This is a genomic window from Arthrobacter sp. OAP107 (assembly GCF_040546765.1).
Classification (GTDB): Bacteria; Actinomycetota; Actinomycetes; order Actinomycetales; family Micrococcaceae; genus Arthrobacter.
Map to the genome: position 1 here is coordinate 3,852,076 of NZ_JBEPOK010000001.1, position 18,893 is coordinate 3,870,968.

Below are 18,893 nucleotides of genomic sequence, written 5' to 3' on the forward strand. Positions count from 1 at the left end.
GGTGCGCCCCGGGGCTGCCCCGGCGCCACGCCCGCTGGCCGGCACCGCAGGTGACGGCTCAGTCAACGAGGCTCCTGCCGGTAAGCCGGAGGAACACGTCCTCCAGCGAGGACCTGCGCACCAGCGACGTCAGCGGGCGCAGCCCGCGCGCGGAGACTTCCTCCAGCGCCGCCTCGCCGTCGTGGGTGTAAATCAGGACACGGTCCGGGAGCGTTTCCAGCCGTTCGCCGATGCCTTCGAGCTCGGCGCCGATGCTGGTGTTGCGCTCCGACCCGAACCGCAGCTCCAGGACCTCGCGGGTGGAGTAGTCCCGGATGAGCGACGCCGGCGAGCCCTCCGCCATGATCCGGCCCTTGTCCACCACGATGAGCCGGTCGCACAGCTGCTCGGCCTCGTCCATGTAGTGGGTGGTGAGGATCAGCGTGACGCCCTGCTCCTTGAGCCGGAACAGCCGGTCCCAGAGGATGTGCCGGGCCTGCGGATCCAGGCCCGTGGTGGGCTCGTCGAGCAGCAGGATGCGGGGTTCGTTGATGAGCGAGCGGGCGATGGTGAGGCGGCGCTTCATGCCGCCGGACAGGGCGTCCACCTTGGACTTGGCCTTGTCTGTCAGCTGCGCGAACTCCAGCAGCTCGTCCGCCTTGGGCCTGAGGTAGCTCATGGGCAGGCCGAAATAGCGGCCGTACACCAGCAGGTTGTGCCGGACCTTGAGTTCCTCGTCCAGGTTGTCCTGCTGTGGCACCACGCCCAGGTGGGCGCGCACCTCGGGACCGTTCTGCTCTGGGTCCAGGCCCATGATGGTCAGGGTTCCGGAGGTCCGCTGGGACACCCCGCCGATCATCTTCATCGTGGTGGACTTCCCCGCGCCGTTGGGGCCAAGCAGCCCGAAGGACTCCCCCGCCGGAACGCTGAAGGAAATGCCGTCGACGGCGGTGACGTCGCCGTAGGTCTTGGTCAGGTTCTCGGCGGTGATCACGTACCGCGGCGCGGCGGGCCGTGGGTCCTGGACGGGCCCTGTCTCGTTTTCGGGCCCTTTGTCTTGGTGGGGCACAGGCTTCTTGGATGTTCCTTCGGCGGAATGGAGTTCGGGCACCCCATTACGCTAGTACGCGGCGTTGGCCAAAGGAATAGCTAAATCTCAAAAAACCCGAACAGCAACGCGGGGTCACTTTCCGCCCAATGCGGACGCATTATTGGGCGATATCTGACCTCGCGTTGCGGTTGGCGTTACCGGCGGTTCCCCCTGGACTCTCCCCGCGAGTCGCTGCGGAGGACCTCCAGCCGCTGCCGGTATTCGGTCTCGTCGATTTCGCCGCGTGCGTAGCGCTCACGCAGGACGCTTTCGCCGCCGCGGGCGGTGGCCCACTCGTGGTTCCGTCGCCAGGTGCGCCGGGCGAAAAAGATGAACAGTCCGATCACCAGGATCCAGAACAGCGGGAACAGCAGGAACCATGGCGAGAATCCGCCGGCCCACGGGCCGTGGGCGACGGGGTCGGCCAGCAGCTGCCCGGACTGGACCATGAACGTGGTGGCTAGGGATGAAGTCATGTCATGCTCCCAAAATCTCGGTAAGAGCCGTCTTTCGGCTCTGATCCGAGTCTGGCCGTCCGACGCCGGCGAGTCGTCCGACGCCGGGAGTCACCTTGGGTGCCCCGCGTACTCCGCCGGGAGTCCTGCCCCTGCTGCCTCAGCCGGGCCTGCAGCCCTAGCCGGCCCAGCCGGGCCGGACGAGGCCCGATTCGTAGGCCAGCACCACCAGCTGTGCGCGGTCCCGGACCAGCAGCTTGGTCATGATGCGCGAGACGTGGGTCTTGGCCGTGAGCGGCGTGATCACCAGCCGCTCTGCGATCTCCGCGTTGTTCAGGCCCTCTCCGACGAGCCGCAGGACTTCGCGCTCGCGCTCCGTGATGTTCGCCAGCGGCACCGGAGCCGCCGTCGCCCGGGACTGCAGGGCCAGCTGCGCCATGATGCGACGGGTGACTGACGGCGAGAGCAGGGCGTCGCCGTCGTGCACCACACGCACGGCGCGGAGCAGTTCCTCGGGTTCGGTGTCCTTCACCAGGAACCCTGCCGCGCCGGCGCGCACCGCCTCGGCGATGTATTCGTCCAGTTCGAAGGTGGTGAGGATGATGATCCGGGTGCGGGCCAGGCCCTGGTCCGCCATGATTTTCCGGGTGGCCTCCAGCCCGTCCGTCTCGGGCATCCGGATGTCCATCAGCACAACGTCGGGACGCTCCCGGGCAGCGAGGCGGACGGCGTCGCGGCCGGTGCCGCACTCGGCCACCACCTCCATGTCCGGTTCGGCGTTCAGGAGGGCCCGGAAGCCGGCGCGGATGAGGGTCTGGTCGTCGGCCAGCAGGATGCGGATCACGGCGCCTCCCGCTCCGGTCCAGCCACCGGAATGACCGCCCGGACCCGCCAGCCCGGATGCAGCGGCGCCACGTTCAGCGGCTCCAGGTGCAGCGAGCCGCCCACGGCGGCCGCCCTCTCCCGCATCCCTGTCACCCCGTTGCCTTCCGGCACTCCGGCGGCCCCGGCGCCGTCGTCGTCAACGGTCACGGTGAGCTGCGTTCCGGGGTTCCCCGTCGGCGTCGTGCCCTCCAGGGCAAGGACGACGGCGGCCTTCCGGGCACCGGAATGCCGCACGACGTTGGTCAGCGCCTCCTGGACGATCCGGTACGCCGCCTCCTGGACGGCGTCCGGAAGCTGCTGCGCGGCAGTTGCCTCCGGCTGGGCCAGGCTGACCTCGAGCCCCGCGCGGCGGGCATCGTCGGCGAGCCCGGGAATCCGGTCCAGCCGCGGCGGAGGCGCCGGGCTCAGCGGGGCATCCTCACGGAGCACGCCCAGCAGCTGGCGGATCTCGAGCAGCGAGTCCTTGCTCGCTGCTTTGATGGCCTCCAGCGCGGGGCGGAACTGGTCAGGGTCCTTCTCCCCGAGGTGCAGCGCCACGGAGGCACGGACGTTGATGAGCGACAGGGAATGCGCAACGACGTCGTGGATGTCGCGGGCCAGTGCCAGCCGGTACTCGTCGCGTGCGGCCTGTTCGCGGGCCTCGCGCTGGCGGCGCCGTTCCGCCACGCGTTCGGTTCGCAGCCGGATGCCCTCCCCCATCAGCACGAGAATGGCCAGCCACGACGTGCCGGCGAAGGCCCGGATCAGGGCGAACTCGTCGCCGTCGGCTGCCGCGCCGGCCACCAGGAGGGCTGCACATGCGCCGGCCACGGCCCAGGTCTGCCAACGCTTCCCGGCCGCGGCGGAGAGCACGAATGCCAGCGCCAGCGCCAGGAACACCGGGCCCCACGCATAGCCAAGGGTCAGGTACGCCCCGACGGACGCCGCGGCGGCCGGAAGCATCACCAGCGGGGCGCGGCGCCGGAGCGACAGGGCGGCCGGTCCCGCCAGCAGCAGGACGAACGCGAGGGCATCCAGCGGCCGGTGGTCCGGTTGCCGGGCGGAGGCGAACACGGTGCCCACCACCTCGAAGATGCCCACGGAAAGCACGATGGCTGCTGTGGGCGGTCCCCGGAATCGGCGCTGCATAGGTCCGAGCCTAGCCGGGAAGGCCCCGCCCGTCGTCGGCTTAACGGCGTAGGGAGCCTACTCCCGCAGGAGTAGGCTCCCTACCCTCGCAGGCTGGGCCCAGACTTGGGTCCAGCCTGTCGAGACCTAGCGGAGACCTGCCTGGCGCTCCGCGGTTTCCACCACGTTGGCCAGGAGCATGGCGCGGGTCATCGGACCGACGCCGCCCGGGTTCGGGGACAGCCAGGCGGCGACGTCGGCGGCGTCGGGGTGCACGTCTCCGGTGACCACCGCCTTGCCGGTGCCGTCGTCAACACGGCTCACGCCGACGTCGAGCACAATGGCGCCCGGCTTCAGGTCCTCCGCCTTGACCAGGTGCGGCACGCCCGCCGCGGCGATCACGACGTCGGCCTGCCGGAGTTCTGCGGGCAGGTCTGCGGTGCCGGTGTGCGCCAGCACGACGGTGGCGTTGACATCCTTGCGGGTCAGCAGCAGGCCTACGGGCCGGCCGATGGTGACGCCGCGGCCGACCACTAGGACGCGCTTGCCCTTCAGGTCAATGCCGTGGCGGCTGAGCAGTTCCACGCAGCCCTTGGGGGTGCAGGGCAGCGGGGACTTCATGGGGCCGCTGATGTTGGCCACGAGCCGGCCCAGGTTCATCGGGTGCAGGCCGTCGGCGTCCTTGTCCGGATCCATGGCCTCCAGGATGACGTCCTGGTCGATGTGCTTGGGCAGCGGCAGCTGGACGATGTAGCCGGTGCAGGCCGGGTTCTCGTTCAGCTCGCGGACCACGGCCAGGAGCTCGTCCTGGGTGGTTTCCTCGGGCAGGTCGCGGCGGATGGAGTTGATGCCCACCTCGGCGCAGTCCCTGTGCTTGCCGGCCACGTACCAGGTACTGCCGGGGTCAGACCCCACCAGAATGGTGCCCAGTCCCGGAGTGACGCCCTTGGCCTTGAGTGCGGCCACGCGTTCGGTCAGCTCGGCCTTGATGGCAGCGGCGGTAGCCTTGCCGTCAAGGATCTGCGCGGTTTTTGCGGTTTCAGTCACGGATCACCACTGCTCGTGCTGCGGGTACAGCGGGAAATCGGCTGCGAGCTTGTCCACGCGGGCCTGCAGGGCATCAATGTCGGTGGCGGAGCCGGACTTCAGCGCGGTGGCGATGATCTCGGCAACCTCGGTGAATTCGGTGGCACCGAAGCCGCGGGTGGCCAGGGCCGGAGTGCCGATGCGCAGGCCGGAGGTGACCATCGGGGGGCGCGGGTCGAACGGCACGGCGTTGCGGTTGACGGTGATGCCCACGGAGTGCAGGAGGTCCTCGGCCTGCTGGCCGTCCAGCTGCGAGTTGCGCAGGTCCACCAGCACCAGGTGGACGTCGGTGCCGCCGGTGAGGACGGAGACGCCGGCTTCGGCAACATCGGACTGGTTGAGGCGGTCGGCGATGATCTTGGCGCCTTCCAGGACGCGCTCCTGGCGCTCCTTGAATTCGGCAGTGCCGGCGATCTTGAAGGCCACGGCCTTGGCGGCGATCACGTGCATGAGGGGTCCGCCCTGCTGGCCCGGGAAGACGGCAGAGTTGAGTTTCTTGGCCCACTCCTGCTTGGCCAGGATGACGCCGGAGCGGGGGCCGGACAGCGTCTTGTGCACGGTGGAGGTGACGACGTCGGAGTGCGGCACCGGGCTCGGGTGCAGTCCGGCGGCCACCAGGCCGGCGAAGTGCGCCATGTCGGTCCAGAGCAGTGCGCCGACCTCATCGGCGATGGAGCGGAAGGCTGCGAAGTCGAGGTGGCGCGGGTATGCGGACCAGCCGGCGATGATGACCTGGGGCTTTTCGGCGATGGCCTGCTCGCGCAGCTTGTCCATGTCGATGCGGAAGTTGTCTTCCTCGACCTGGTAGGCGGCAACTTGGTAGAGCTTGCCGGAGAAGTTCAGCTTCATGCCGTGGGTGAGGTGGCCGCCGTGGGCCAGGGAGAGGCCCAGGATCTTGTCGCCAGGGGTGATCATGGCGTGCAGCGCGGCAGCGTTGGCCTGTGCGCCCGAGTGCGGCTGGACGTTTGCGTATTCGGCGCCGAAGAGGTCCTTGACCCGGTCGATCGCCAGCTGCTCGGCGACGTCCACGTACTCGCAGCCGCCGTAGTAGCGGCGGCCCGGGTAGCCCTCGGCGTACTTGTTGGTCAGAACGGAGCCCTGGGCTTCCATAACCGCGCGGGGCGCGAAGTTTTCGGAGGCGATCATTTCCAGGGTGCCGCGCTGGCGGCCGAGTTCCTGGTCCAGTACTGCGGCGATCTCGGGATCGAGTTCAGCCAGCGGCTGGTTGCTGACGGAGGAGGTGCTAACGGAAGTCGGTGAAGTAGTCACGAAGAACTCCTGGCTAGGGATGGGCACTGCTAAAGGTCAGGCTACCGGCTGGAACGTTGCTCCGCCCGTCGATGACCATCATCCGGAAACCCTTCCGGGCACAGGTCTCTAAGGGCGCCGCAGCGCACTGGGTGGCTGCTCTTCGAGAAGCGCAGCGCTACCGGCAAAACATGACCCTCGGCCCAGGCGTACGATCCGTGGTCTTCGTGAGTGCCGCTCCCTGGTGGTTAGCCACCCAAACGCCAGTTGCGACGCCACCACACTATCAAAACCGGGGCCAACGCGCGGGTAGGCTGTTCTACGTGAATGAAGACCAGCTCGCCAAATCGTACGTAGTAACCCTGTCCTGCCCCGACCGCCCTGGAATCGTGCACGCCGTTGCCGGCGCCCTGCTCGTGGCGGGCTGCAATATTACGGACTCACAGCAGTACGGCAGCGAGTCCACTGGCACCTTCTTCATGCGCGTGGAAGCCACCACCACGGCATCGCAAAGCGAAGTGGTTGCTGCCCTGGAGCCGGTGGCTGAAGCCTTCGGCATGCAGTGGAACCTGAACCCTGTCGGCCGGAAGGTGCGCACCCTGCTGATGGCCAGCAAGTCCGCCCACTGCCTGAACGACCTCCTCTTTCTGCAGCGCTCCGGCACCCTGCCCATCGAGATCCCCGCAATCGTCTCCAACCACCGGGACCTTGCCGGCCTGGCCGAGTTCTACGGCATCCCGTTCCACTACATCCCGGTGACGCCCGACACCAAGGAACAGGCCGAGGACCAGCTGCGCAAGATCATCGCGGAGGAAGGCGTCGAACTGACCGTCCTGGCCCGCTACATGCAGATCATCTCGGATGAGCTGTGCACGGAGCTGACCGGCAAGGCGATCAACATCCACCACTCCTTCCTGCCGTCCTTCAAGGGCGCCAAGCCCTACCACCAGGCCCATGCCCGTGGCGTGAAGCTGATCGGCGCCACGGCGCACTACGTCACCGCCGCGCTGGATGAGGGCCCGATCATCGAGCAGGAAGTCATCCGCGTCGACCACGCGCGCACGCCGGAGCAGTTCGTGCAGATGGGCCGGGACGTGGAGGGCCGCACCCTCGCCCAGGCGGTGCAGTGGCACGCCGAACACCGGGTGCTGCTGGACGGCAACCGGACTGTCGTCTTCAACTGACCGCTGTTGGCTGACTTACGGTCAGCTACCATCGCCGCCGCGGGCAATGCGCCCGCGGCGGATCGGGTTCCGGGGGCCGGTTCACACGCGGCGGGTTTTAACCAAGACTGGTTAACACGATGGCGCTGCTGACCGAAATCTCGCTGGAACCTTTCATCGCCCTGCTCAAGGCCCAGGGCAGGCACTCCGTGCTTGACGTATGCTGCGGCCCGGGTGACGACGGCCTCCGGTTCGTCCAGGCTGGCATCCACTACACAGGCGTTGATCCTTTTGACGGCAACGTCCGGTACGCCATGGCCCGCCGCCTGAGCGTGTCCGTGGCAGTGCCCACGCGCCTGCCCTTCGCCGCGAATACGTTCCCGGCGGTCTGGGCGGTCCAGTCACTGGACGGGTTGACGGCAGACGAGGCGGACGACGTCGTGCGCGAGCTTGAGCGGGTGGCGGAACCGGGTGCGCCGATCGCCGTCGTCCTGCCCTAGCTTGTGTTCCCTTAGGACGCCGGCAGGCGGACGAGCCGTACACGGACGGCGGCGCCGGCGCAGAGTATGACCGCAAGTCCGCCGACGACGGTGACCCACGTCAGCTGCTCGCCGAGCAGCAATGCCGCCCAGCAGATGCTCATCACCGGCTGGGCGAGCTGCACCTGGCTCACCTGGGCCATCGGCCCGATGGCGAGGCCGTGGTACCAGGCAAAGAACCCCAGAAACATGCTGACGACGCCGAGGTAGGCGAAGGCGGCCCACTGTACCGGCGTGCCCGCCGGCTGCTCCTGGGACACGGAGACAGCCACAAGAAGCAGCATCACGGGCGCGGCCAGGACGAGGGCCCAGGATATGGTCTGCCACGCGCCAAGCGCGCGGGCCAGCAGACCGCCCTCCGCGTACCCCACGGCAGCGGCCAGGACGGCACCGAAGAACAACAGATCCGTCCACTGCAGCTGGCCAAAGCCACCGGGCTGCGCAAGGGCGAAGGCAACGGCAGCAAGCGCCCCCGTTCCGGTCGCGATCCAAAACCCTGTCTGCGGGCGCTCACGCCCCCGGAGCACCGCTACTGTCGCCGTCGCGGCCGGGAGCAGGGCGATCACCACCGCCCCATGGCTGGCCGGCGCGGCGGTGAGCGCGAAGGACGTCAGCATCGGGAACCCGACGACGACGCCTCCGGCCACCACGGCCAGACGCAGCCACTGCGCGCCGTGGGGCAGGGGCTGCCGCGTCAGCATCAGGGCCGCGGCGGCAAGGACCGCCGCCACCACCGCCCGGGCCGAGCCGATAAACAACGGGGACAGCCCCTCGACCGCGAGGCGGGTCAAGGGAACGGTGAACGAGAAGGCTGCCACGCCCAGCAGGCCCCACCAGATTCCGGCGTGCCATGAGCTTGTGGGCGACGATCCCGGGGAAGATATCACTGGGCGAACTGAAACAGTAGCGCTACTATAGTCTCTCATGAACAACGATAGCAGTTCCCGCATTGCGTCGCGACTGAGGCAATGGGTCGCCGCCGCGGCGCCCGGGTCCAGGCTGCCGTCGACCCGGTCGCTCGTGGCGGAGTACCAGGCCAGCCCCGTGACCGTACAAAAGGCTTTGCAGACCCTGACGAGGGAGGGTGTCATCGAGAGCCGGCCAGGCGTGGGGACATTCGTGCGCGCCGTCCGGACCGCGCGGCCGTCGGACTACGGCTGGCAGACGGCTGCCCTGCGGTCACCGCAGGCGCCGCTTCGGCCCGGCTCCGCTGCAATGCGGACCGCACCGAACGACGTCATTGCGTTCCATTCGGGCTATCCGGACCGCGAGCTCCTGCCCGAGCGGCAGGTGCGCGCGGCGCTTACACGGGCGGCCCGGGGCGAGGCAGCGCTGTCCCGGCCCCCGGCGGCGGGGCTGCCAGAACTGCAGTCCTGGTTCGCCCACGAGCTCGGAAGCTCCACCCCGGCCGGCGTTACCCCGCCAACCCCGAGCGACGTCGTCGTCCTTCCCGGCAGCCAAAGCGGCCTGAGCTCCATCTTCAGGGCGTTGGTCGGCTACGGGCAGCCGCTGCTCGTGGAGTCCCCGACCTACTGGGGAGCCATCCTGGCCGCGGCGCAAGCAGGCGTCCGCGTGGTTCCCGTGCCCAGCGGCGCCGCCGGGCCGGAGCCGGACGAACTGGCCCGCGCCTTCGAGGAGACGGGGGCACGAATGTTCTATGCCCAGCCGAACTACGCGAACCCCACCGGCGCGCAGTGGGACGGCCGGCGTGCGGAAGAGGTGCTGGACGTCGTCCGCAAGAACGGCGCCTTCCTCCTCGAGGACGACTGGGCCCACGACTTCGGCATCACCACCACACCCCAGCCCGTGGCGGCCCGCGACGATTCCGGACACGTTGTGTATATCCGTTCATTAACCAAGAGTGTCTCCCCCGCTGTCCGCGTGGCCGCCGTCATCGCCCGCGGCCCCGCGCGCGACCGCATCCTGGCCGACCGGGCGGCAGAGTCAATGTACGTCAGCGGACTCCTCCAGGCCGCGGCACTCGACGTCGTCACACAGCCGGCCTGGCAGACCCACCTGAGAAGCCTCCGGCACCAGCTCCAGTCCCGCCGCGATCTGCTGCTCACGAGCCTGCTTCAGCATGCGCCGCAGGCGCACATCGAGAATGTCCCCAAGGGCGGGCTGAACCTCTGGGCACGCCTTCCCGACGGGACCGACGTCGAACAGCTCGCCCGGAACTGCGAAAGGGCCGGCGTCCTCATTGCGGCCGGAACGGAGTGGTTCCCGGCCGAACCGGCGGGGCCGTTCATCCGGCTCAACTACGCAGGTCCGAACCCGGGCGCCTTCGCCGAAGGCATCCGGATCCTCGGCCAGGAGCTGTCCCGGACCCCCGGGTAATTTCACCGTTCTGCGGCACCTAGGATGGGAGTGGTCTGGGTGTGCAGCGTCTTTGATGCACAGGGCCGGCAGCACGCCGGCCAAGGCCACCGCCATGGGAAAGGACAGCTTCTTGGGCTACGTGTATCTGGCACTGGCGATCGCGGTGGAGGTCCTGGGCACCAGCCTCCTGAAATCGACAGAAGGATTCAGCCGGCTCTGGCCCAGCGTCTGGTGCCTGGCGTCCTACGGCGTAGCCTTCGCACTTCTGTCTCAGGTGATCAAGAGCGTGCCGGTCGGGGTGGCGTACGCCCTGTGGTCGGGCCTCGGAACGGTGGCCATCGTGGCCATCGGCGCCGTCTTCCTTGGCGAAGAACTGAACCTGATGAAAGTCCTCGGGATCGCACTGGTGGTCGCCGGCGTCGTCGTGCTGAACGTCGGCGGAGCTCACTGACGGGCCCGTGCGGGAGATCCCATGACAGCGTCGCCTCCGGCATTCATTTCACCTTCGACAGGTCGGCAGCTCAGGGCCGTGCTGTTCGACACCTTCGGGACGGTGGTCGACTGGCGGTCCGGCGTGGCCGCAGAGCTCGGCAGATTCGCGGACAGGCACGGGCTCACGTTGGACCCGTCCGATCTGGCGGACAAATGGCGGGCTGAGTACCAGCCGTCCATGGAAACGGTCCGCTCAGGCCAACGGGGGTACGTGCCGTTGGACCAACTGCATCTGGAGAATCTGAAGCGCGTCCTCGAGCGGAGCGGGCTCTCCCCTGCCCGATTTGCCAGCGCGGACCTCGAGGAACTCAACCTTGCCTGGGAGCGGCTGCCCGCGTGGCCGGACGTCCGCGAAGGACTGCACCGGCTGAAGAGCCGTTACGTCATCGGGCCGCTGTCCAACGGGAATACGGCCCTGCTGGTCAACATGGCCAAGAATGCCGGGCTGCCCTGGGACGTTGTTGTTGGCCTGGACCTGCTCCGGGTCTACAAACCCGACCCCGCCGCCTATCTCGGGGCCGCCTCGGTCCTCCGGCTCCACCCGGGCGAAGTCATGCTGGTTGCGGCGCACAACGGTGACCTTGCCGCGGCCCGGGCCGCCGGACTGGCCACCGCGTTTGTCCCGCGGGCCACCGAGCACGGGCCCGGACAGGCCACGGACCTGGCCCCGGCCTCAGACTGGGACGCCGCGGCAGCGGACTTCATCCAACTGGCAAGCACCCTCACCCCCGCCGGTTGAGTTTTCGTCCAGATATCGCGAACTAAACGCCCCGTCCTCCGCGACAAATGGACAAAAACGCCAAACGAGAGGGCATCGGGCCGCCGTGTCCTAGGCTTGGGGGCATGGCTCCCATTTACCCCTTCGCCGGTGACACGCCGGACATCCACCCCACCGTTTTCGTTGCGCCGACGGCCTCGGTCATCGGCCGCGCCACGCTCGCCGAGGACGCCAGCGCGTTCTACGGCGTCTCCGTGCGTGCCGACACCGCCGCCATCACCGTGGGCACCGGCAGCAACCTGCAGGACAACGTGGTCCTGCACGCCGACCCCGGCTTCCCCTGCAGCGTCGGGGCGCGCGTCAGCGTCGGGCACAGCGCCGTCGTCCATGGCTGCACCGTCGAGGACGACTGCCTCATCGGCATGGGCGCCACCATCCTCAATGGAGCGGTGATCGGCGCCGGCTCGCTCGTGGCAGCCGGCGCCGTCGTGCTGGAGGGGACGGTAGTCCCGCCCCGCTCGCTGGTGGCCGGGGTCCCGGCCAAGGTTCGCCGCGAACTTACCGATGAGGAGTTCGACGGCGTGAAGGGCAATGCTGCGCGCTACCGCGAGCTCGCCCAGGCCCACCGCGAAGTCCACGCCGGCAAGTAGGTCGCAGCACAGGGCGTTCCCGGGGCTGGGAACGCCCTGACGTGCTACCTGGTTGGCCCGGCACCCCAGTCCACGCTGATCGGGCTAGTCCAGGCTGATCGGTCCCAGCTCGTCCAGCAGGTCGCCCGGGCCCGGGTTGCCGGGTGCCGATGAGCCGCCGAGGTGGTTCACCACGCCCCACACCGCGTTCAGGCCCGTGGTTACGGCGCCCTCGGCCCAGCCGGCGGTGAAGGACACGTCGTCGCCGGCGAGGAAGATGCCGCGCTGGTTCGCCGGCAGCTTGTCCTGCTTGAAGTGTGTGAAGAGCCGCTGCTGGTAGCGGTAGTGCCCGGGCAGGTTCGCCTTGAACGCGCCCATGAAGTTGGGGTCGGCCTCCCAGGAGACGGTGATCGGCTGGCCCACGATGTGGCTGGCGATGTCCACGCCGGGGTAGATCTGCTCGAGCGAGTGCAGCATCAGCTCCACCCGTTCGTCGGCGTCGAGCGCCAGCCACTTCAGGGCGTCGTCGTTCCAGGTGTAGGACAGCAGGATCACGGCGGGCTGGTCGGGGCCGTTGTCCAGCAGGTAGGTGGCGCGGTTGAGCCGGTCTGTGAGCGTCATGGACAGCACTTCCCTGCCGGTTTCCGGATCGATGTCCTTCCAGAACGGCCGGTCCACCATCACGAACGTCTTGGACGACTGCATGTAGTGCGAGCGCTCGATCGCCGTCCACAGCTCAGCCGGGAACAGCGCCTCCTCGGTGTGGATCCGGGTGGACAGCAGCCATGACTGGCAGGTGGTGACCACGGCCGGGTAGGAGGCTTCCCTCCCCCAGCGTTCCCGGATCCGGAGGTTGCCGTCGCCGTCCCGGCTGATCCGTTCCACGGCTCCGCGCGGGGAACCGGAGTGCAGGGACGCCAGGGACGTCCCTGCCGGCCAGTGCACCATGCCCGACGGCGCGTGGCGCCAAAGTGCCTCGGGGAGCCTTTGCGCTCCCCCGGCGATGAGCCGGTGCTGGTCGTCGGCGTCGGTGTAGACGACGCGGAGGATTTCCAGGATGGAGTTGGGAAAGTCGGTGTCCCAGCCGCCGGTGCCGAAGCCGACCTGGCCGAACGCCTCGCGGTGCGCGAAGCCGGCCTTGCGGAACGCCTGGCTGCCGGCGATGAAGCCGTAGAACGTCTCCTCGTCGAGCTCGGGCAGAAGCTCGTTCCACAGCTCCTTAATTCGGGCCGTGTCCCGCGCCCGGATGGCTTCCTGCATCTGGGTGAACTGCGCGCCGTCATTCACGGCCGCTTTCCAGGCGTCGGCCACTTCGCGGAAGAACGGCGGCAGGTCCGCCGAGGTGGTGGCGTAATGCTTCTGCCCCGCCAGCTCAATGACGGTGCTGGAGGTGGACGGGGCCAGCGGGTTGGGGAAGTCCTGCGTCTCCAGTCCCAGCAGGTCCACATAGTGGTAGAACGCCTTGCCGGAAACCGGGAACCGCATGCCGCCCAGGTCCGCCACCACGTCCGGGGCCGCGGGGAAGCTGGCGGTGCGCAGCCGCCCGCCGAGCTGGTCAGCCTCGTAGAGCACCGGACGCAGCCCGAGCCTCATCAGTTCGTAGGCCGTCACCAGCCCGGACAGGCCGGCGCCCACCACGGCGACTTCGGTCCCGTGCAGTTCCGGCGGGACCGTACCCAGTCCGTCCGGGTGGGACAGATAGTGGTCATAGCTGAACGGGAAGTCCGGGTTCAGCATGGTCACCGGAGCCTGGTCCGGCGCGCCCGCCCCGGCAAGGCCGGGCGCAGTGGTGACGGCGCTGGACGGGTCGGATGCGGGCAGCTCGGTAGCGGTTGTCATGGAAGGTCTGTCTCCGTGGTCTCGTGTGTTGTCTTACTGGTGGGAGATGGTCTGTTCAGCGGATGCGGGGGCTGGCGAATAGTTCCGGCCGGATAGTTCACGGTATTCCTCCTGCCCCAGTGCGGCCACCCGCGAGTGCCGCCGGCCGTAGCCGAAGTACGCGGCCAGTCCCACGAGCATCCAGATCCCGAAGGTCACCCACGTTTCAGTACTCAGGTTGGCCATCAGGTAGACGCACATCAGCGCGCCCAGGATCGGTGTCAGCGGGAAGAGCGGAACCCGGAAGGTCCGCCTGAGCTCCGGCCGGGTGCGGCGGAGGTGGATGACCGCCAGGTTCACCAGGGCGAAGGCGAACAGGGTGCCGATGCTGGTGGCGTCCGCGAGCGCGCCCAGCGGGACCAGCCCGGCGGTGAGGGCGACGGCGGTCCCCACGATCAGCGTTCCGGCCACTGGTGTGCCGGTGCGGTGGGAGACGCGGCCAAAGATGCGGGGAACCAGCCCGTCGCGGGACATGGACAGCAGGATGCGGGTCTGGCCGTAGAGGACGGTCAGCACGATGCTGGCAATGGCGAGGACAGCGCCGACGGCGAACACCAGCGCGATCCATGGCTGTCCGGTGATCTCCTCCAGGATCTTCACCAGGGCGGCCTCGGTGCCGTCGAACCAGCCCCAGGGACGGGCGCCGATGGCTGCCACGGCGACCAGCACATAGATGGTGGTGACGATCAGCATGGACAGCATGATGGCCCGGGGCAGGTCGCGCTTGGGGTTGCGGGCTTCCTCGCCCGCGGTGGAGGCGGCGTCGAAGCCAATGTAGGAGAAGAACACCCGGGAGGCGGCTGCCGAGACGCCGGCGGCGCCCATCGGCAGGAGCGGCTCGAAGTGGCCGCCGTTGAACGCGGTGAAGGCCACGGCGCAGAAGAAGACCAGGATGCCCACCTTGACCAGCACGATCGCGGTGTTGATCCATGCGCTTTCCTTGGCGCCCCGGACCAGCAGGACCATGGCAAGCACCACGATCGCCATGGCCGGGACGTTGACCAGGCCGCCGTCACCAGGGGGCAGCGACACCCCGTCCGGCAGGGCCAGTCCGAAAACGCCCAGCGTTTCGTTGACGTACTGGCCGGCGCCCACGGCCACCGCCGCGACGGAAACCGCGTATTCGAGCACCAGGCACCAGCCGCAGATCCAGGCCATGCCCTCGCCCATGGTGGCGTACGTGTATGAGTAGCTGGAGCCTGCGGCAGGCACCAGGCCGGCCATCTCGGCGTAGGACACGGCGGAGAGCAGCGCGGCCAAGCCGGCGATGGCGAACGAGATCCAGATGGCCGGCCCCGCCAGCGGCACTGACTCACCCAGGATCACCAGGATGCCGGTGCCGAGGGTGGCCCCAACGCTGATCATCGTCAGTTGCACGACCCCGAAGCTGCGGACCAGGCGGGTTCCGCCATGGCCCGATTCGGCTTCCTGGACCATCTGTCCGATCGGCTTTCGGCGAAGCAGCTGGGCTGCCAGTCCGGGGCGGCCGGCCTGCATCGGAGGCCGCTCTCCTGCTTGGGTGGGCACAGTCATCGTTGACGTCCGTTCGTGGGTAGTTGGGGGCTTTCCGTGCCTCAAGCCTAGGCGTGTGAGCCGGATCTCAAGGGTGTGCAAAATGACCTATAGTGTTCTGGCATGAGACGTAATGCACAACAGACAGGCACGCCTGAGTCGGTGCTTTCCGGGCAGGTCAGCGTTGATCTGTCCGCCATTTCAGACAACGTCCGGGCTCTCCGGGCACTCACGCCGGCGCCGCATTTCATGGCCGTGGTGAAGGGGAACGGCTACGGCCACGGCCTGGTGGACGTGGCCCGGGCGGCCCTCTCCGCCGGCGCCGACTGGCTGGGAACCGCGCAGCTCACCGAGGCCCTGGCTCTGCGCCAGGCGGGCATCACTGCACCGGTGCTGTCGTGGCTGTACCTCGCCACCGCGTCAAGCGAAACGATCCGCGAGGCAGTCAGCCACGACGTCGACATCTCCCTGGGCAGCGTCACGCAACTGGATATCGTGGCGGGCATCGCGCGTTCCCTGGGGCAGCCCGCGGCCGTCCACCTTGAGCTGGACAGCGGCCTGAGCCGTGGCGGCGCGCGTGCCGAGGACTGGGCCGGCCTGGTGGCGGCGGCGCGGCAGGCGGAGCTCGCAGGGCACCTGGTGGTGCGCGGCATCTGGACCCACCTGGCATGGGCCGACGTTCCCGCCCACCCGGGAAACGCGGCGGCGGTGGACGCCTTCGAGACGGCCGTTGGCCAGGCGCGCGAGGCAGGACTTGACCCGAAGCTGCGCCACGTTTCGAGTTCGGCGAACATCCTGGACCGGCCGGAATTTGCGTTCGACATGGTGCGGGCGGGCCTGGCCATCTACGGCCTCGCTCCGGCGGACCACCTTGATCCGGCCGATTACGGACTCCGGCCCGCCCTGTCGGTGACCGCCCCCGTGGTGCTGGTGAAGAAAGTTCCGGCGGGCACCGGCGTCAGCTATGAGCACCAGGCCATCACCCATGAGCCGAGGTCCCTGGCGCTGATCCCGCTGGGCTACGCCGACGGCATCCCGAAAGGCATTTCCGGCCGGAACGTCGTGCAGCTGGGCGGCAGGCGGGTTCCCGTGATCGGCAAGGTGTGCATGGACCAGTTCATGGTGGATCTGGGTCCCGAGCCCGGCGGTGTCAGCGTTGGTGACACGGCCGTCCTGTTCGGCGATCCCCGGAGCGGGGCCGCGAGCGCCGATGAGTGGGGCGCGGCCATCGGAAGCCACGGCGACGAGATCATCAACAGGATCGCACCGCGCCTTCCCCGCGCCTACCGCCAGCCGCAGGCACACGAGTGCCCGGATTACGAGGAGCCAGGGGACGGTGCGCCGGATGTCGCCTGAGGCAGTGGCGCGGACGGCGCCCGCAGCCAGTGCGGCGGCGGAGCGGCTGAGTGTCGTCACCCTGGAACAGTTCCTGGCGAAGCTGCCGCCGGAGCTCACGGTTCTTCACGACGGCGGCAACGGTTCGGGACTGCTGCGGTGGGTTGAGCCGAGTGAGCTGGAGGACCCCACGCCGTACCTGCTCGACGGCGAGTTCCTCCTCACGGCAGGTTTGCCCTTCGTTGGCGACGCGGGTGACGCCGCCCGGGTTGACGCTTACGTGGGGCGCCTGGTGAAGGCCAGGGTGGGGGCCCTGGGCTTTGGCCTGGAGCCATACTTCAGCGCCGTGCCGGACGCTGTGGTGGACGCCTGTGTCCGGCACAACCTGACCCTGGTGAAGGTGCCCAGCACGCTCCCGTTCGCTGCCATTGGGCTCGAGTTCTCCCAGTTGCTGGAGTCGGAGAACGCGAAAGTATTCCGCCACCTCGCGGACACGAACCGGCAGCTGATGCGCGCCGTCCTGTCCGCCCGGCCCGAACATGAGCTCCTGGCCGCGCTGGTCCAGCGGGTCCCGGTCTGGGCCATGCTGGTCGGCGCGGACGGGCGGGTGCGCGCCCGGGCCGGTTCCGGCGTTGAGGCCGCCACCCTGCAGCCGCTGCTCGGGAGGCTGCTGGGTGGCAGCGGGCCGCGGGTGGAGATGGATACCTTCAATGCCCCTGGATCAGCGCTCGTCTTCGGCCACCCGCTGCGCAGCACCCGCGACGCCAACCTTGGCGCGCTGGTGCTGGGCACTGATGCGCCCCTGACTCCGGCGCAAAACAGCGTGGTGTCCTCCGCCGTCGGACTCCTTGAGCTGCTGGTCCGGCAACGGACCAGCGGCTCCCTGGCACCGAGCCAGCTGGCGACGTCCCTGCTGCTTCACCCGGACAGCCTCGCCTCCGGCGGGGCGCGGCACATCAACGGGCTCCGGGACCTGCTGGCCCAGAGCACTTCCTCCACGCGCTCCGGCCCCTTGCGCGTGGTGCAGGGAATCAGGGTGGGGCAGGCTGCCGGACGGACCGCAGAAAGCCCGGTGCGGGAGCTGCTGCAGTGGCGCCGCCTGTTCGACACCAAGCTCGTGGAGCTCACGGACTACGGTTTCGCCGCCATCACCCGGCTCAAGGTGGACGACGCACTGCTGGCCGACGTGGAGAAGCTCGGCTGGCGGCTGGTCATCGGCGATGCCAGCGAGCTCACCGACCTGAGCAGCGCCTACCAGCGGGTGACCGCTCTGCGCCAAAGAGTCCAGACCACCGGCAAGAGCGCCCGCGTGGGTGAAGTGGCGTGGACGGTCGCGGGGCTGCTGGGCCAGGAGGCCGGAACCATGCTGGCCGGCCGGCTGTTGGAACCGCTGCTCAACCAGGACAGCGAACGCCGCACCGCGCATTTGTCCGTACTGAGGGCATGGCTCGGCGAGAACGGGAACTGGGATGCAACCGCCAAGACGCTGGGACTGCACCGCAACAGCGTCCGGCGGCAGATCAATGCTGTGGCCGAACTGCTGGACACCGACCTGAACCAGGCACAGGTCCGGGCCGAACTCTGGATTGCACTGCAGTACGTCGACGAGCTGCCGGCCGTCCCCGACTACGGCCGTCCGGTCTCGCCCCAGGCGCGGTAAACATCCGGCCGGCGTTCGCGCAGATAGGGCACGGCATCCCGCGCCAGCCGGGCCGCCTCGGGGCTGACCTCGGCGAACAGCAGTTCCGGGCCGGGGCCGGCGGCGGCGAGCAGTTCGCCGTCCGGGCCGGCAATAACGCTTCCGCCCAGGAAAGCGCAGCCGTCCTCCTCCCCGGAGTGATTGGCATAGGCCACGGTCAGCTGGCTCTCCAGCGCCCGGGCCCTCAGCAGCACCTGCGGCACGGATTCGAAGCCGTGGGCCAGCGCCGTGGGAACCAGGAGCAGGTCGGCCCCGGCCGTGGCGGCCGCACGCACGGTTTCGGGAAACTCTACGTCGTAGCAAATGGCCAGCGAGGTTTTGACGCCGCCGAGATCCACGACGGCGGGGGCTGCTTCCGCGGGGCTGAACGCCTTGCGCTCCTCCGGCCCAAAAAGGTGGACCTTGGCGTAAGTAAGGATTTCGTCTCCGGTACGGTCCAAAACCGTCGCGGTGATCTGCCACTGCCCCTCGGCCGTCATGGCAGGCAGGCTGTAGACCAGTGCGATCCGGTGGGTGGCAGCGATACCGGCAAGGGCGCGCCGGATGTCGGGCAGCTTCTGGGGGTCCAGCTCCGCCCTGACCCGGAGCGGGGCGTAGCCCACCGGGAAAAGCTCGGGGGTCAGGAGCACCGCCGCGCCTGCCTCCGCGGCCGTCCGAGCCGCGCGGTCGATGGCTGCGCAGTTCCGTTCAATGTCCAAAACACTGGAGTTCGCCTGCATCAGCGCCAGCTTCACCGTGATCACCTCAAGTCTTCGTGGA

18 protein-coding genes and 1 riboswitch are annotated in these 18,893 nt (G+C 68.8%); of the genes, 8 read left to right on the forward strand and 10 right to left on the reverse strand.

Annotated elements, in window-relative coordinates; translation table 11 throughout:
* Window positions 1–58: 58 nt before the first annotated feature.
* The 6 genes from ABIE00_RS17645 to glyA all read right to left on the reverse strand — a co-directional run bounded on the left by ABIE00_RS17645 (window position 59) and on the right by glyA (window position 5,871).
* Window positions 59–973 carry an ABC transporter ATP-binding protein gene (locus ABIE00_RS17645; protein ID WP_354263413.1) on the reverse strand — a complete coding sequence of 305 codons (915 nt, stop codon included), beginning with the start codon at window positions 971–973 and terminating at the stop codon, window positions 59–61.
* Window positions 974–1,224: 251 nt separating this feature from the next.
* Entirely contained in the window at window positions 1,225–1,545 is a 321-nt protein-coding gene (locus tag ABIE00_RS17650) for an SHOCT domain-containing protein (protein WP_354261999.1), read from the reverse strand.
* A 157-nt stretch (window positions 1,546–1,702) separates the two neighbouring features.
* The gene (locus ABIE00_RS17655; RefSeq protein ID WP_354262000.1) at window positions 1,703–2,368 is read right to left on the reverse strand and encodes a response regulator transcription factor; all 666 of its coding nucleotides are present in this window, start codon (window positions 2,366–2,368) and stop codon (window positions 1,703–1,705) included.
* A complete protein-coding gene (locus ABIE00_RS17660; RefSeq protein ID WP_354262001.1) occupies window positions 2,365–3,537 on the reverse strand; it encodes a sensor histidine kinase in 1,173 nt (390 codons plus the stop codon). The genes ABIE00_RS17655 and ABIE00_RS17660 overlap by 4 nt, the downstream gene beginning before the upstream one ends.
* 126 nt (window positions 3,538–3,663) lie before the next feature.
* The gene (locus ABIE00_RS17665) at window positions 3,664–4,563 is read right to left on the reverse strand and encodes a bifunctional methylenetetrahydrofolate dehydrogenase/methenyltetrahydrofolate cyclohydrolase (RefSeq protein WP_354262002.1); all 900 of its coding nucleotides are present in this window, start codon (window positions 4,561–4,563) and stop codon (window positions 3,664–3,666) included.
* Between the two features lie 3 nt (window positions 4,564–4,566).
* Window positions 4,567–5,871 carry a serine hydroxymethyltransferase gene (gene glyA, locus ABIE00_RS17670; RefSeq protein WP_354262003.1) on the reverse strand — a complete coding sequence of 435 codons (1,305 nt, stop codon included), beginning with the start codon at window positions 5,869–5,871 and terminating at the stop codon, window positions 4,567–4,569.
* Between the two features lie 173 nt (window positions 5,872–6,044).
* A riboswitch (ZMP/ZTP riboswitch) is annotated at window positions 6,045–6,131 on the reverse strand.
* 42 nt (window positions 6,132–6,173) lie between these two features.
* Between glyA and purU the strand changes: the two genes are divergently transcribed.
* Together purU and ABIE00_RS17680 are read left to right on the forward strand one after the other, a co-directional pair.
* The gene (gene purU, locus ABIE00_RS17675; protein ID WP_354262005.1) at window positions 6,174–7,034 is read left to right on the forward strand and encodes a formyltetrahydrofolate deformylase; all 861 of its coding nucleotides are present in this window, start codon (window positions 6,174–6,176) and stop codon (window positions 7,032–7,034) included.
* 119 nt (window positions 7,035–7,153) lie between these two features.
* A complete protein-coding gene (locus ABIE00_RS17680) occupies window positions 7,154–7,513 on the forward strand; it encodes a class I SAM-dependent methyltransferase (RefSeq protein WP_354262007.1) in 360 nt (119 codons plus the stop codon).
* 11 nt (window positions 7,514–7,524) lie between these two features.
* On the opposite strand, the gene ABIE00_RS17685 is transcribed toward ABIE00_RS17680, so the two are convergent.
* Complete coding sequence (locus tag ABIE00_RS17685; protein WP_354262008.1) at window positions 7,525–8,478, reverse strand: DMT family transporter; 954 nt, start codon at window positions 8,476–8,478, stop codon at window positions 7,525–7,527.
* Between ABIE00_RS17685 and ABIE00_RS17690 the strand changes: the two genes are divergently transcribed.
* The 4 genes from ABIE00_RS17690 to ABIE00_RS17705 all read left to right on the forward strand — a co-directional run bounded on the left by ABIE00_RS17690 (window position 8,477) and on the right by ABIE00_RS17705 (window position 11,731).
* Window positions 8,477–9,889 carry an aminotransferase-like domain-containing protein gene (locus ABIE00_RS17690; RefSeq protein WP_354262009.1) on the forward strand — a complete coding sequence of 471 codons (1,413 nt, stop codon included), beginning with the start codon at window positions 8,477–8,479 and terminating at the stop codon, window positions 9,887–9,889. The two genes, ABIE00_RS17685 and ABIE00_RS17690, sit on opposite strands and share 2 nt — an antisense overlap.
* Before the next feature lie 94 nt (window positions 9,890–9,983).
* Complete coding sequence (locus ABIE00_RS17695; RefSeq protein ID WP_354262010.1) at window positions 9,984–10,322, forward strand: DMT family transporter; 339 nt, start codon at window positions 9,984–9,986, stop codon at window positions 10,320–10,322.
* 21 nt (window positions 10,323–10,343) lie between these two features.
* Window positions 10,344–11,102 (forward strand): haloacid dehalogenase type II, encoded by a 759-nt coding sequence (locus tag ABIE00_RS17700; RefSeq protein WP_354262011.1) that lies wholly within the window; start codon window positions 10,344–10,346, stop codon window positions 11,100–11,102.
* Between the two features lie 104 nt (window positions 11,103–11,206).
* Window positions 11,207–11,731, forward strand: coding sequence for a gamma carbonic anhydrase family protein (locus tag ABIE00_RS17705; protein ID WP_354262012.1), 525 nt, complete (start codon window positions 11,207–11,209; stop codon window positions 11,729–11,731).
* Window positions 11,732–11,815: 84 nt separating this feature from the next.
* Here the strand turns inward: ABIE00_RS17705 and ABIE00_RS17710 are convergent, their stop codons facing one another.
* Window positions 11,816–13,549 (reverse strand): flavin monoamine oxidase family protein, encoded by a 1,734-nt coding sequence (locus tag ABIE00_RS17710; RefSeq protein ID WP_354262013.1) that lies wholly within the window; start codon window positions 13,547–13,549, stop codon window positions 11,816–11,818.
* Window positions 13,550–13,582: 33 nt separating this feature from the next.
* On the reverse strand, window positions 13,583–15,121 hold the full coding sequence (locus ABIE00_RS17715) for an amino acid permease (protein ID WP_354262015.1): 1,539 nt from the start codon (window positions 15,119–15,121) through the stop codon (window positions 13,583–13,585).
* A 102-nt stretch (window positions 15,122–15,223) separates the two neighbouring features.
* Here ABIE00_RS17715 and alr point away from each other — a divergent pair, with 102 nt between their 5' ends.
* Window positions 15,224–16,456: an alanine racemase gene (alr, locus tag ABIE00_RS17720; protein ID WP_354262016.1), complete on the forward strand. Its 1,233-nt coding sequence runs from the start codon at window positions 15,224–15,226 to the stop codon at window positions 16,454–16,456.
* Window positions 16,446–18,095 (forward strand): PucR family transcriptional regulator, encoded by a 1,650-nt coding sequence (locus tag ABIE00_RS17725; RefSeq protein WP_354262017.1) that lies wholly within the window; start codon window positions 16,446–16,448, stop codon window positions 18,093–18,095. Before alr ends, ABIE00_RS17725 begins: the two co-directional genes overlap by 11 nt.
* Here the strand turns inward: ABIE00_RS17725 and ABIE00_RS17730 are convergent.
* On the reverse strand, window positions 18,062–18,868 hold the full coding sequence (locus ABIE00_RS17730; RefSeq protein ID WP_502914229.1) for a carbon-nitrogen hydrolase family protein: 807 nt from the start codon (window positions 18,866–18,868) through the stop codon (window positions 18,062–18,064). The genes ABIE00_RS17725 and ABIE00_RS17730 overlap by 34 nt on opposite strands.
* Window positions 18,869–18,893: the final 25 nt, after the last annotated feature.